Raw genomic sequence first — 13,035 nt, 5'->3', positions numbered from 1 at the left:
AATATAAATTTCTGAAGATTGTTAATATTTCCGCTTAGGTGGTTATTCAGCTGAAGCAGACTTACTTTTTAATATAACGCTTCCTTCTGAAGTAATTGAACAGAAAGGCTCCCAGGGCCAGCCCAGAAAGTGGTACTACCAGATTGATGATTTGCCACTGCTCCTTTTCAGCAGCGACTTTCTCTGCATCCAGGAACGGGATATTGATCTCTTTGGACCTGATCTCAATAAGCCCCGAATCATCCAGGAGATAATTTACAGCATTCAGCAAAAACTCTTTGTTGCCATAGGTATTGCCGGTATAACGATCAAAACCTAATTCCAAAGGTTCCCCGCGTTGTAACTGATTTTTAATAACATCTCCATCACTCACCACTATCATCTGAGTTTCCACCCCGTTCTCCAGCGGATTCGCGGTTTTAAAGGGCTTTATCCTGTTCCTGTAAGCCGAGGTGAATTCCCCCTCCAGCAGCACAGCCAGCGGTTGTTCTCCCGCAGTGTAGGTAGAAAGGTCCGGTGGGGTCTGTATTATTCCAAGACTAATCTCGCGTGGAGCTCCCTCCAGTTTCGTTTGTGGAGAACTGCTAAGCAGCACCGTTTTTTGAATGTTATTACGCAGGGTGTCAATGGGGTTTGCCCATTCAAATTTCACTGCTTCCAGGTTGTTAATAATTGGATGCGTGTTTGGAGAGGTGGTAAGCGGACTGTAGAACCAGGGATACGGATTGAACCTGGTCTCATTTCCACCACCACTGGCCAGGATAATAGGAGCAGAATAAATGTCATTCACCAGCAGCGGATTGATCCTTACCCCATAGGAGAAGAACATATCTCCCAGGTTAAGATCCCGCGGCAGGGCAAAAGCACGGCCGGTCTCGTTGAGCAGGCTGTCTGTCTCCATCGCTACATTTTCAACAAGCCACAAGGCTTTTCCTCCTTGCATCATATACTGATCCAGCACATATTTCTCCTGTTCTGTATAAGGTTGGGTGGGTTTTGCTTCTAAAATGAGATCAAATTCATTAAGATCCTGTAAAGTCTTTTCTGAATGTGCTGCGGCAGAATCCAAAGTAAACGGTGCTACGAAATAATACCGGCGTATGGTCTGGATAAAGTCGGCCAGGTAAGCATCCGCCAGTTCGCCGTTGCCGCGCATTACGGCGATCTTTTTCTCCCGTGGCCTTACCAGCTGCCCCAGGGCATCGGCAAAGGCATATTCCAGTTGTTGTACAGAGTTGTTTACCCGTTCCTCATCTGTAGTACCAAGTTTATTTTTCAGCAAAGGGATCTTTACCGTTTGGTCCTTATAATTTGCAATGGCCCACGGGAAAATAATGGTTTCACTGGCCTTGCCGCTTTCCATTACGCTAAGCCGGGCTGGGGTCATCCCCAACTTATAGAATTCTTCAGCAATGGCATTGGCGTCATCACCTTCAGCTAAAGGATCTATGAAATTAAAACGGATATTGCTGTTATAAGCGGCAAATTCTTCCAGCATTTGCCGGGTTTCGTTCTGCAGCCTTCGGAATTCCGGCGGAAAATTCCCCTTCAGGAATACATCTATGATCACCGGCGACTCCACGTCATTTATCAGTTCTTTTGCAGCAGGGGAGAGGGTATAGCGGTTATCCTGGGTGAGGTCAAACCTTTGGTGATAATTGGCAGCGAGAATATTTGCCAGCACAAGGCCAATGACAAGGATAAGCAGGTATTTATATGGTCGTAATTTTTCCAAATCTTAGGTTTTGATTCCTTTGCTGCGAACCGGAAGTTGGATCTTATAAAAAGTAAGGGTCAAAAAGAGGATGATAATACTAAGGAAATAGATGATGTCCCGGGTGTCAATCACCCCACGGCTCATACTTTTATAGTGAAAGCTCATCCCCAGGTACTCCATTCCATACGCCGAGTCGCCAAAAACGTTATAACCCGCAAGACCTTCAAAGCCAAAAAAAAGGAAGAAACAAAGGAATACCGCGACTATAAAAGCCGTGATCTGGTTATTGGTCAATGCCGAAGCAAAGATCCCAATAGCGGTATAGCTGAATGCCAGCAGAAACAGTCCAAAATAGGAGCCAAGCGTAGCCCCGGTATCAAAATTTCCCGCGGGAGCTCCAAGTTGTGAAATGGTGAAAACGTACAGAATAGAGGGTATAATAGCAATAACCGCCAGAAAAAAAGCACCCAGGAATTTCCCCCACACCAGCTGCCTGATCCCGATTGGGCGGGTAAGAAGGATCTCCATAGTACCCTGCTTATATTCCTCGGCAAAACTCTTCATCGTGATCGCGGGGATAAGAAAAATAAAGATCCACGGCGCCAGCTCAAAGAATGGGCTCATATCTGCAAACCCATTATCCAGAATATTATAAGAACCTTCAAAAACAAAAAGGAAAAGTCCGCAAACCACCAAAAACAACCCCACCACCAGGTATCCCGTTGGGGAGGAAAAAAAGGATCGTATTTCTTTGTTAAGTATTGCTGTCACGTGCTTTTACTGTTTAGGGTTTGGTGTTTGGTGTTTGGTGTTTGGTGTTTGGGGTTTGTTGTTTGGTGTTTTCCGTTTACTGTTTACTGTTTACTGTTTTCTGTTCTCTGTTTACCGTTTTGTATGTTTTTTCTGTTTTAGTTTTATCTGAAAAAAAGTTAGCCACGAATGCACGAATGTTTTTTTTGTTGTGTTGCGGTAGATTATTCTTTAAATGATCGGGTCAAGCTCGGCTATTGCAGGAGAATTTTTTATTTTTACCTACAACCTACAACCTACAACCTACAACCTACAACCTACAACCTACAACCTACAACCTACAACCTACAACCTACAACCTACAACCTACAACCTACAACCTACAACCTACAACCTACAACCTACAACCTACAACCTACAACCTACAACCTACAACCTACAACCTACAACCTACAACCTACAACCTACAACCTACAACCTACAACCTACAACCTACAACCTACAACCTACAACCTACAACTGCCTTCCTCCGGGTCGGGGCAAGCCCGGCCCCTACATCACGCATTGACTATCCTCTCTCCACTTTCCACTATTTTCAACCTACAACCTACAACCTAGACCCTATAACATTTAACACGCGTCAACTATCCACTTTCCTCTTTCCACTCTCCACTTTTTTCAACCTACAACCTACAACCTACAACTTACAACCCGCATTGACTATCCTCTCTCCACTTTCCACTCTCCACTGTTTTCAACCTACAACTGACAACCGACAACCGGATCCGGGCAAGCCCGTACCCTACGGGATACTCACCACCTTATCCACACTCCACGCTTCCGGCTTCTGGTTGAACATTACTTTCGTTTCTGCCCACACCTCGTTGAAAAGATTTGAATTTCGGTAATTTTCCAGGGCGGTTTCGTCCTTCCAGTAACTATACGTAAAAAACTGGTTGGTATTGTTCTTATCGCGGTAAAGTTCAAGGAACTCACATCCCTCGAAACCTCTTATCTTTTCTTTATGTTGGTCAAAATTGGACAGGAAGGTTTCTATCTCTTCCGGTTTAAAGCCCATCTTTACTATTCGTACGAACATCTTTATTAAAATTTATGGTAATACTATCCCGTAGGTCCAGTCCGAAAAGGGTGGAGGCACTTCCTACGGTGCTGGGGTTGCTTTTATAGATCGCCAGTTCAATATACCCGGCAGAATTGAAAATAGCCAGTTTCTTTCCGTCTTCTTCGCGTTTTTCCTTCTCTAGTTTAAAATTGATGGCGTCGCTGTAAGTCTCATGAATTTCAGTGAATTTCGCCGTCCTCGCTTTGATGGTAAAAGACCTTCCTTTCCCGGTATTGTCAAAGAGTTTACGGTTAATATTAGTTACCACGTTTCCGTAGTTATCAATATAGAGAACGTGGCCTATGATCTGGTCTTTTTCAGCATTGATATAGGGTTCAACTTCCTTGAGGTATTTGAGGTTCTCAATGGTTTTTCCCACTACCTCCAGCGTTCCACCACGGGCGAGGTGACAGGCCACTCTTACAAATACATCCAGCACGGGGAAATTGGTGTCCACGGTATTGTGGATGTTGATCTCCACGATCTTTTCAGGCTTAATTTCTGAAGCAATTAAGGACAGGATCCCGTTATTGGCACAAATAAAATAATGTCCGTCAAGGAGTACCGCCAAATGTTTATTCTCGGGGGTAAGTTCGCTGTCTATACCTATGATATGGATGGTGCCTTCAGGAAAACACTTGTATGCATTTTTGATAATGTAAGATGCTTCGGTAATATGAAACGGCGAAATGGAATGGGAGATATCAACAATTCGCACCTCATTCATTTCAGAATAAATAGTCCCTTTAACGGCTCCGGCAAAATGGTCTTTCTCTCCAAAATCTGTCGTCAAAGTGATTATTGCCATAGGGGGATTGTTAATATTTTTTAAGGGCTGTAACTTTAATTTTTATGTAAGTTTGTAATAGGGGCGAAGATAATTTTATTTCTTCCAGCTTGTGTCAAATTTAAAAGAAAATTCTGTAATTTCCTGAAGTGCAAAATTAGGATCTGCACCGGGGGAAAGCAAATTTTCTCTCTAAAGAAATGTATAAATGAATACTAAACTCAACAGCTTTTGAACGAACTCATCATCGAACTTTCCGAAATTAGCCCAAGGGAATTTTTTGGGCATCAAAATGCACACATTGAACTTCTAAAAAAGTATTTCCCCAAGCTTAAGATCGTAGCCCGCGGTACCAGAATTATGGTGTATGGCGATGAGGATATGCTGGAGGAATTTGACAGGCGCTTTACCATGCTTATGGACCACTTCGGAAAATTCAACAAGCTCGATGAAAATACCATTGAGCGGGTGCTCACCAGCGATAATAAAGAGGATTATTCCACATCTGCTGAAAGTGGGGAGGTCCTGGTTCACGGGGTAGGAGGCAAGCTCATAAAGGCCCAGACCGCCAATCAGCGTAAACTGGTGGAGCTTATGTTCAAGAATGATATGGTCTTTGCCATAGGCCCTGCAGGAACAGGAAAAACCTATACCGGTGTAGCCCTGGCGGTTAAAGCTTTGAAAGAAAAACAGGTGAAAAGAATCATTCTTACCAGGCCTGCGGTGGAAGCAGGTGAGAACCTTGGTTTCCTGCCGGGGGACCTAAAGGAAAAACTGGACCCGTATATGCAGCCGTTGTATGATGCGCTTAGGGATATGATCCCCCACGAAAAGCTGGAGGTGCTTATCGAGAAGCAGGTGATACAGATCGCGCCACTGGCATTTATGAGAGGAAGAACGCTGGATAATGCATTTGTGATCCTTGATGAGGCGCAGAATACTACCCACGCCCAAATGAAAATGTTCCTTACCCGTATGGGGAAAAGCGCGAAGTTTATGATCACCGGGGACCCCGGCCAAATTGACCTTCCAAGGAGAGTTACCTCGGGTCTTAAAGAAGCTCTATTGGTCCTCAAGGACATCAATGGAATAGGTATGGTATACCTGGACGATAAGGACGTGATTCGCCATAAGCTGGTGAAGAATATCATTGCAGCATATAAAGAGATCGAACACGCAGAAGGACAATCCAATTTTTAAAAAAATACAGCCAAACCCCAGAGGCAGAGGCAGAATAATATATTATGGCCAATACCATTACGAATACCAATTATAATTTCCCCGGACAAAAAAATGTTTATAAAGGCAAGGTGCGCGAAGTCTACGAACTAGAGGATGATCTGCTGGTGATGATCGCGACTGACAGGCTTTCGGCCTTTGACGTGGTGATGCCGAAAGGAATTCCATGTAAAGGACAGATCCTTAACCAGATCGCCACAAAAATGATGGATGCCACCAGCGATATAGTTCCCAACTGGCTGGAAGCAACACCAGATCCCAATGTGGCAGTGGGCGCCAAGTGCGAGCCGTTCAAAGTGGAAATGGTGATTCGTGGATATATGGCAGGCCATGCAGCCAGGGAATATAAAGCAGGGAAAAGGGAGTTGTGCGGCGTGACATTACCGGACGGACTTAAAGAAAACGATGCTTTTCCTGAGCCAATTATTACCCCGGCCACCAAGGCTGAAATGGGGGACCACGACGAGGATATTTCCCGTGAAGATATAATTGGCCGCGGAATTGTGTCTGAAGAAGATTATAAGGTGCTGGAGGATTATACAAGGAAGCTTTTCCAACGCGGGACTGAAATAGCTGCAGAAAGAGAGCTGATCCTGGTTGACACAAAATATGAATTCGGAAAAACTGCCGATGGAAAGATCGTCCTCATAGACGAGATCCACACCCCCGATTCTTCCAGGTATTTTTATATGAAGGGTTATGAGGAAAGGCAGCGGCAGGGAGAACCGCAGAAGCAACTTTCCAAGGAATTCGTAAGGCAGTGGCTTATTCAAAATGACTTCCAGGGCCTTCCGGGCCAAACAGTCCCCGTGATGAGTGACGAGTACATAGAAACAGTTTCTGAAAGATATATCGAGCTCTACGAAAACATCACCGGCTCCAAATTTGAAAAGGCAGATGTTTCGAATATTGAGGAGAGGATTGAGAGGAATGTGGTTGGTTATTTGGAACAAAGAAGTTAATTGGGGTGAAAGAGGGAGTCTAGAGTCTGGAGTCTAGAACATAGACTTGATTTTCGTGGCTAGATGTTCTCGGTTTTTGTGTTTGTCGTGTGTTAAAGAGGTTAGCCACGAATGCACGAATGTTTTTTGGTTTGTATTCCTGGTGTATGGCTCACTCGTTGCTATTTAACCACGGAGTATTGGGAGTACGGCACGGAGTAAACGGAGTTTTTTTCTGTCCTCTGTCCTCTGCCCTCTGTCCTCTTCAAACTTTTTAGCCACGAATGCACTAAAGTTTTTTAGGTGTGGTGCGGGGGAAAAATGTGGAATTTGGTAATGAATAGCTCCCTCATTGCTTTTTAACCACGGAGTTCTTGGAGTATGGCACAGAGTTGCCCGGAGTTTTTTTCAGTCTTCTGTTACCTTAAAATTTTTAGCCACGAATGCATTTATATTTTTTGTTCCCCCTTTGGGGGTTAGGGGGCTGCGTCCAGACTCTCCACTCTCCACTTTTTGCAAAAAACCTACAACCTACAACTTACAACTAACAAACCTACAACCGCCAACCGCAACTGCCAACTTCCGGGTAGGGGCAAGCCCAACCCCTACAGCATCCAATTATCCACTCTCCACTTTCCACTCTCCACTTTTTTCAACCTACAACAACTGACAACTGACAACCGACAACCGACAACCGACAACCGACAACAACTGAAATTTCCTTTGCAATTAAACCTTCTTTCTCTATTTTTAGGAAATGAAAAATATACAGATCAAATCTTTCGCGGAATATAAGAGGGCATATCAGGAAAGTGTTGAAGATCCTGAGGCCTTTTGGAGTAGAATTGCAAACGAGTTTACCTGGCAGAAGAAGTGGGATAAGACCCTGGAATGGGATTTTTCCAAACCCGAGGTCAAGTGGTTCCAGGGCGGGAAACTGAATATTACAGAAAACTGCCTGGACCGGCATTTGGAGAAGCTGGGAAACAAAACTGCCATCATTTGGGAACCAAATGATCCAGATGAGGAATCCAGGTATATTTCTTACAGACAGCTTTTTGTAAAGGTTTCTCAATTTGCCAATGTGCTGAAGAATAACGGGATCAAAAAAGGGGACAGGGTTTGTCTTTATATGCCAATGATCCCTGAACTGGCGATCGCTATGCTGGCCTGTGCGCGTATTGGCGCCGTGCATTCCATAGTATTTGCAGGTTTTTCAAGTACCGCTATTGCCAACAGGATCAATGATTCCCAATGTAAGATGCTTATCACCGCCAATCAGGTTAACCGGGGTTCCAAACCGGTTAATCTGAAAGCGATTTGCGATGAAGCTTTGGAAAAAACTCCTTCCATTGAAACGGTGATCGTTTACCGCAGATCTGTAGAACCAACTAAAATGAAGGAGGGACGGGATAAATTCTGGTTTGATGAATTACAGAAAGCAGCAAAGGAATGCCCGGCAGAAGAAATGGATGCTGAAGATCTTCTTTTCATATTATATACTTCAGGTTCTACCGGAAAGCCCAAAGGAATGGTCCACACTACCGCGGGCTATCTTATAGGTACGGCATATACCTTTTCCAATGTCTTTCAGTATAATTCAGATAACCCAAGAACAGAGGATGTTTACTGGTGTACAGCAGACATAGGCTGGATAACGGGACACTCTTATATAATATACGGTCCGCTGGCTGCTGGTGCAACCACGGTGATGTTTGAGGGAATCCCAAGCTATCCGGACCACGGACGTTTTTGGGAAATTGTAGATAAGCTCAAGGTTACTCATTTTTATACAGCGCCAACAGCCATTCGAGCTTTGGCTAAACATCCATTAAAGTTTGTGGAAAAACATGACCTTTCATCAATTAAAGTATTGGGAAGTGTAGGAGAGCCTATTAATGAAGAAGCCTGGCACTGGTATAATGATAATATTGGGAAGGGAAATGCGCCAATCGTAGATACCTGGTGGCAAACCGAGACCGGGATGATCATGATCTCTCCCCTGGCAGGGATTACCCCTACAAGGCCGACTTTTGCTACCCTCCCTTTACCCGGGGTTCAACCCGCGCTTATGGATGAGAATTCCAAAGAGATAGAAAATATACACGAAAAGGCAGAAGGCCGCCTGGCGATTAAATTCCCCTGGCCCGCAATGGCCCGCACAATCTACGGGGATCACGATAGATATAAGCAAGTGTATTTTAGTGCCTATGAAAATATGTATTTTACCGGTGACGGGGCCTACCGTGATGCCACCGGAAACTACAGAATAACCGGGAGAGTAGATGATGTGGTAATAGTCTCCGGCCACAATCTGGGTACCGCACCAATTGAGAATGCAATCAATGAACATACTAAGGTAGCTGAAAGTGCTGTAGTGGGCTTCCCTCATGATGTGAAGGGAAATGCCCTTTATGCATATGTAATTTTATATGACGATGTGGAACCTGCAGATGAACTAAAGCAGGAGATCAGGGAACAGGTTTCCAAGATTGTGGGCCCCATTGCCAAACCCGATAAGATCCAGTTTGTAAGCAGCCTCCCCAAAACCCGAAGCGGAAAGATCATGCGAAGGATCCTGCGAAAGATCGCTTCCAGGGATACTGAAAATCTGGGAGACACTTCCACTTTACTGAATCCTGAAATTATAGAGGAAATTATTGAAGGAAACCAGAAAATATAGAAGAAATAATAGGAATAAGTAATTCGGTATGAATTTTGTTGAATAAATTGAGGTAATTTATCTTAATTACATTCAAAAATTTTACTTTGAAGGAGAACTGGGTAGAAATATTTTCTTCCTGTAGTATTTTTAAACCATTTATTATGAAAAAATTTACTTTGTTTCTTATTGTCTTATTGATTGCGAATACTGTGAGTGCACAGGTTGGCTGGAAGCCCTGGATCCCTCCATTTGGTACCCATAAGTCTTTAAACACCCCTGAAAAATTTGAGGGTTCCCCATATGTCGAGAAAGAATTTGTAAAGGGGACTATTTTAGATAATAAAGGAAATTCACAGGAGGCTTTATTAAGATATAATGCAATAGAGGATATTGTAGAAATTAAAATTCATAATGATGGTGAAACAGAGGTAAGGGTTCTTCCTAAAATTAAGGAGCTTTCCTATTCTGTAAATGATTATACTTATGTCCTGGAGGAATTCACGACCCACAAGGGAGAAAAGATCAACGGTTATCTAATTGAATATTATAAAGGAGATCGTTATGGCTTGTATGGACATCCTGTACCAAAAGCCACTATCTCGCAACTTGAAACAGCTCACCTTGATGTTAAAATAGAATACTATATAATGACAGAGGATGGTATCCTTCAAAACGTAAAACTCAAGAACCGAGATTTTAGGAAAGTCCTGCCAAATTCTTCTGAACTGAATAATTATTTATCTTCAACCCAATTAAAAACACCGCAAGATTATGCCGCCTTGCTAAAGTGGTTACATAATTCCTGAATTTTATAAACTTCTCTGGAAAAAGCTATCATTATGGTAGCTTTTTTTATTTCACTGGTTTTTCCTTTGGTCTTAATTATCACCTTCCCTGGATTCGCGAGGGATAGCAAATTTAAATATCGATCACATACAGGTTTTAGAAATAATTTCTCTAACAGGTGTTAAAAAGTGTTAATCAATGAATATTTTATTATATTCGGTGAGAACAATTAACAACCTTGGATTTATGAGAACATTTTTTTCTGTTATTCTTATTTTCCTGTGCCTGTCGGTTTCAGCTCAAACAACAGTTTCAGGAACAGTAGTAGATAACAACAACCTACCGCTCCCCGGGGCCAATATCACAGTGGCCGGTACAACCCAGGGTACGGTGACAGATTTTGATGGTAATTTTAGTTTTGTAGTAGACCTCCAGCCCCCATTTAATATTCAGGTGAGCATGGTTGGTTATGAAACTCAAACAGCGAGGGTTACCTCCAATAATCAGCAGCTAAACGTCACCCTGGTGGAAGGCACGGCTCTTGACGAAATCGTTGTATCTGCATCCCGTACGCCTGAACGTATCTTTGAATCCCCGGTAACAATCGAAAGATTTGGCCTGCGGGAAATTAGAAATACCACAGCTGCCTCTTTTTACGGGGGCCTTGAGAACCTGAAAGGGGTAGATGTAAACACCAACAGTTTAACTTTCCAGAGTGTTAACACCCGTGGTTTTGCAACCTTTGCCAATACCCGTTTCGTGCAGCTTGTAGACGGTATGGATAATGCTGCCCCTGCTCTTAACTTCGTACTGGGGAATTTATTAGGGATGACAGAACTTGATGTACACAGCGTGGAATTACTTCCGGGTGCATCTTCAGCCCTGTATGGTGCAAATGCCTTTAACGGGATCTTATTTATGACCAGTAAAAATCCGTTTGATTTTCCGGGCATAAGCGCTTATTACAAACAGGGATTAACTTCGCAAGATGCTGCAGGCACCAATCCGTTTTACGATTTTGGTGTAAGGGTGGCACATAGATTTTCAGATAAATTCGCAGCCAAGGCAAACTTTTCTTATTTAAAGGGAACAGACTGGTATGCGGTAAGTGAGGAAGATGTTCTTAATCCCGGCAGGGACAGGTCCCATCCCAACTATGACGGGCTCAATATATACGGGGATGAAGTTTCTACCAATATTCGTGGGGTTGGAGAGGCACTGGTGAATGCAGGCATGATCCCTGATGGGGCCCAAAACCTTCTTCCAAATGCGAGCGTAAGCAGGACGGGTTATGCAGAAACCGCTTTAACCGATTATGATGCGGAAAGTATTAAAATGGATGCTGCACTTCATTACCGCCCATTTGCCAATGATTTTGAGATCACTTATTTAGGTAAAGTTGGACTTGGTTCAACTATTTACCAGGGAGCCAATAGGTATTCCATCAAGAACTTTTTCCTTCAGCAACATAAACTGGAGGTGGCCAACAATAATTTCTTTTTACGTGCCTATCTAACAGATGAGGATGCAGGGGATTCTTACGATATGCGTTTTACTGCCATTAACGTGAACAGGGACTGGAAATCAGATCAGGTATGGTTTGGGCAATATGCAGGAGCTTTTATCCAAAGTACTCTTCAGGGGGTGTCGCCGGAGCAGGCTCATGCGATAGCAAGACAAACTGCAGACACCGGAAGGCTGGAGCCAGGCACGGCTGAATTCCAGGAGGCATTTGACAGGGTGACCTCCAACCCCGACCTTGCTGCCGGTTCCCAGTTCAGGGATGCCTCGCAACTTCGTCATGCCGATGCCAACTATAACTTTACTCATTTGACCGAGGACATTGCAGAGATACAGGTAGGAGGATCCTTCAGGGAATACCGCCTTAATTCTTTTGGAACTATTTTTACCGATTTTGATGGGCCAATTACATATGCTGAATATGGTATCTATACTCAAATTCAGAAAAAATTAATTGACGAGCGCCTGAAGCTTACGGGGTCCATGCGCTATGACAAATCTGAACTTTTCGAAGGGAACTATTCCCCTAGGCTCTCTGTAGCCTATACCGCCGGGGCTTCCAGGAATCATAACATTCGGGCCTCTGTTCAAACCGGTTTCAGATATCCTACAACCCAGGATCTTTTTATTGGCCTTGATGTTGGAAGGGCCATTCTTGTAGGTTCTGCAGAAGCAAACCTTGACAGGTATGTAAGGACCTTCCCGGTAAGTGGTGTAGGAGCAGGAGTTATAGGAAGTGAAAACGCGACGATTTCAGGTAGAGATGCTTATGAGAATTCTTTTTCCTTAAATTCTGTACAAACAGGAGCTCCTACTGCCTCCGATGTGGATATCGTAAAACCGGAACAGGTAACAGCTTATGAAGTTGGATATCGCGGCCGTGTGAGAAATGTCATAGTAGATGTAAATGCTTATTATAACCGTTACCAGGACTTTATCTCCAATGAAACTGTACTGGTGCCATTATATGGGCAGGTAGGTGATAATTCCCTTTCCTTACTTGCATTGCAACAAGGAGATTTTAGAGCCTTCCAAACATATACCAATTCCCCGGCAGATGTAAAATCCTTTGGAGCAACTATAGGGCTTAGTACAAAGATCTTTGGTAATTATGACCTTGAAGGAAATTACACCTATGCTGAACAGGATTTTGACCAGTCTTCAGCTCCAGATTTCCGTACGGCCTTTAACACTCCAAAACATAAAGTAAAAATGTCCTTTGGGAATCCATCCTTATATGAAAATTTTGGATTCAATGTGAATTACAGGTGGAGTGACTCTTATTTCTGGCAATCTACGTTTGCCGATGGGCAGGTACCTTCCTTCTCGGTTGTGGACGCGCAGGTAAATTATATTTTTCCTGAATATAAATTGATGCTCAAGGCCGGTGCTACAAACATTGGCGGGAGGGATTATTTCACCGCTTATGGAACAGGATTGATAGGGCAGCAATACTTCCTTTCATTAACATTCAATAACCTATAGGTATATCATAGCCTTTAATAG

10 protein-coding genes are annotated in these 13,035 nt (G+C 43.5%); 6 read left to right on the top strand and 4 right to left on the bottom strand.

Annotated features, from left to right (window positions below):
• Nucleotides 1-61: 61 nt before the first annotated feature.
• Both gldG and gldF read right to left on the bottom strand, forming a co-directional pair.
• Nucleotides 62-1,735 carry a gliding motility-associated ABC transporter substrate-binding protein GldG gene (gene gldG / locus FHG64_RS02535; protein WP_168191302.1) on the bottom strand — a complete coding sequence of 558 codons (1,674 nt, stop codon included), beginning with the start codon at nt 1,733-1,735 and terminating at the stop codon, nt 62-64.
• Nucleotides 1,736-1,738: 3 nt separating this feature from the next.
• On the bottom strand, nt 1,739-2,488 hold the full coding sequence (gene gldF, locus FHG64_RS19090) for a gliding motility-associated ABC transporter permease subunit GldF (protein WP_168191301.1): 750 nt from the start codon (nt 2,486-2,488) through the stop codon (nt 1,739-1,741).
• Between the two features lie 214 nt (nt 2,489-2,702).
• On the opposite strand from gldF, the gene FHG64_RS19085 reads away from it, so the two are divergent.
• The gene (locus FHG64_RS19085; RefSeq protein ID WP_168191300.1) at nt 2,703-3,035 is read left to right on the top strand and encodes a hypothetical protein; all 333 of its coding nucleotides are present in this window, start codon (nt 2,703-2,705) and stop codon (nt 3,033-3,035) included.
• Between the two features lie 234 nt (nt 3,036-3,269).
• On the opposite strand, the gene FHG64_RS02520 is transcribed toward FHG64_RS19085, so the two are convergent.
• Together FHG64_RS02520 and FHG64_RS02515 are read right to left on the bottom strand one after the other, a co-directional pair.
• On the bottom strand, nt 3,270-3,566 hold the full coding sequence (locus FHG64_RS02520) for a putative quinol monooxygenase (protein WP_139064932.1): 297 nt from the start codon (nt 3,564-3,566) through the stop codon (nt 3,270-3,272).
• The gene (locus tag FHG64_RS02515; RefSeq protein WP_139064931.1) at nt 3,535-4,398 is read right to left on the bottom strand and encodes an SAM hydrolase/SAM-dependent halogenase family protein; all 864 of its coding nucleotides are present in this window, start codon (nt 4,396-4,398) and stop codon (nt 3,535-3,537) included. Before FHG64_RS02515 ends, FHG64_RS02520 begins: the two co-directional genes overlap by 32 nt.
• 210 nt (nt 4,399-4,608) lie before the next feature.
• Here FHG64_RS02515 and FHG64_RS02510 point away from each other — a divergent pair, with 210 nt between their 5' ends.
• From FHG64_RS02510 to FHG64_RS02490, 5 genes are all read left to right on the top strand, one after another.
• Nucleotides 4,609-5,577, top strand: coding sequence for a PhoH family protein (locus tag FHG64_RS02510; RefSeq protein WP_139064930.1), 969 nt, complete (start codon nt 4,609-4,611; stop codon nt 5,575-5,577).
• Between the two features lie 44 nt (nt 5,578-5,621).
• Entirely contained in the window at nt 5,622-6,578 is a 957-nt protein-coding gene (locus tag FHG64_RS02505; protein ID WP_139064929.1) for a phosphoribosylaminoimidazolesuccinocarboxamide synthase, read from the top strand.
• Between the two features lie 736 nt (nt 6,579-7,314).
• The gene (acs, locus tag FHG64_RS02500) at nt 7,315-9,240 is read left to right on the top strand and encodes an acetate--CoA ligase (protein WP_139064928.1); all 1,926 of its coding nucleotides are present in this window, start codon (nt 7,315-7,317) and stop codon (nt 9,238-9,240) included.
• A 143-nt stretch (nt 9,241-9,383) separates the two neighbouring features.
• Nucleotides 9,384-10,028 (top strand): hypothetical protein, encoded by a 645-nt coding sequence (locus tag FHG64_RS02495; RefSeq protein ID WP_139064927.1) that lies wholly within the window; start codon nt 9,384-9,386, stop codon nt 10,026-10,028.
• 226 nt (nt 10,029-10,254) lie between these two features.
• Nucleotides 10,255-13,014 (top strand): TonB-dependent receptor, encoded by a 2,760-nt coding sequence (locus FHG64_RS02490; RefSeq protein WP_139067872.1) that lies wholly within the window; start codon nt 10,255-10,257, stop codon nt 13,012-13,014.
• Nucleotides 13,015-13,035 lie beyond the last annotated feature (21 nt).

This window comes from Antarcticibacterium flavum, from assembly GCF_006159205.1.
Taxonomy (GTDB): Bacteria; Bacteroidota; Bacteroidia; order Flavobacteriales; family Flavobacteriaceae; genus Gillisia; species Gillisia flava.
The sequence above is the reverse complement of the archived record's forward strand: the minus strand, read 5'-3'. Positions and strand labels throughout refer to the sequence as shown.

Coding starts and splice junctions, on each gene's coding strand:
- FHG64_RS02505 (WP_139064929.1), top strand. CDS start 5,622: ATGGCCAATACCATTACGAATACCAATTATAATTTCCCCGGACAAAAA.
- FHG64_RS02515 (WP_139064931.1), bottom strand. CDS start 4,398: ATGGCAATAATCACTTTGACGACAGATTTTGGAGAGAAAGACCATTTT.
- FHG64_RS19085 (WP_168191300.1), top strand. CDS start 2,703: ATGATCGGGTCAAGCTCGGCTATTGCAGGAGAATTTTTTATTTTTACC.
- FHG64_RS02520 (WP_139064932.1), bottom strand. CDS start 3,566: ATGTTCGTACGAATAGTAAAGATGGGCTTTAAACCGGAAGAGATAGAA.
- FHG64_RS02495 (WP_139064927.1), top strand. CDS start 9,384: ATGAAAAAATTTACTTTGTTTCTTATTGTCTTATTGATTGCGAATACT.
- FHG64_RS02490 (WP_139067872.1), top strand. CDS start 10,255: ATGAGAACATTTTTTTCTGTTATTCTTATTTTCCTGTGCCTGTCGGTT.
- acs (WP_139064928.1), top strand. CDS start 7,315: ATGAAAAATATACAGATCAAATCTTTCGCGGAATATAAGAGGGCATAT.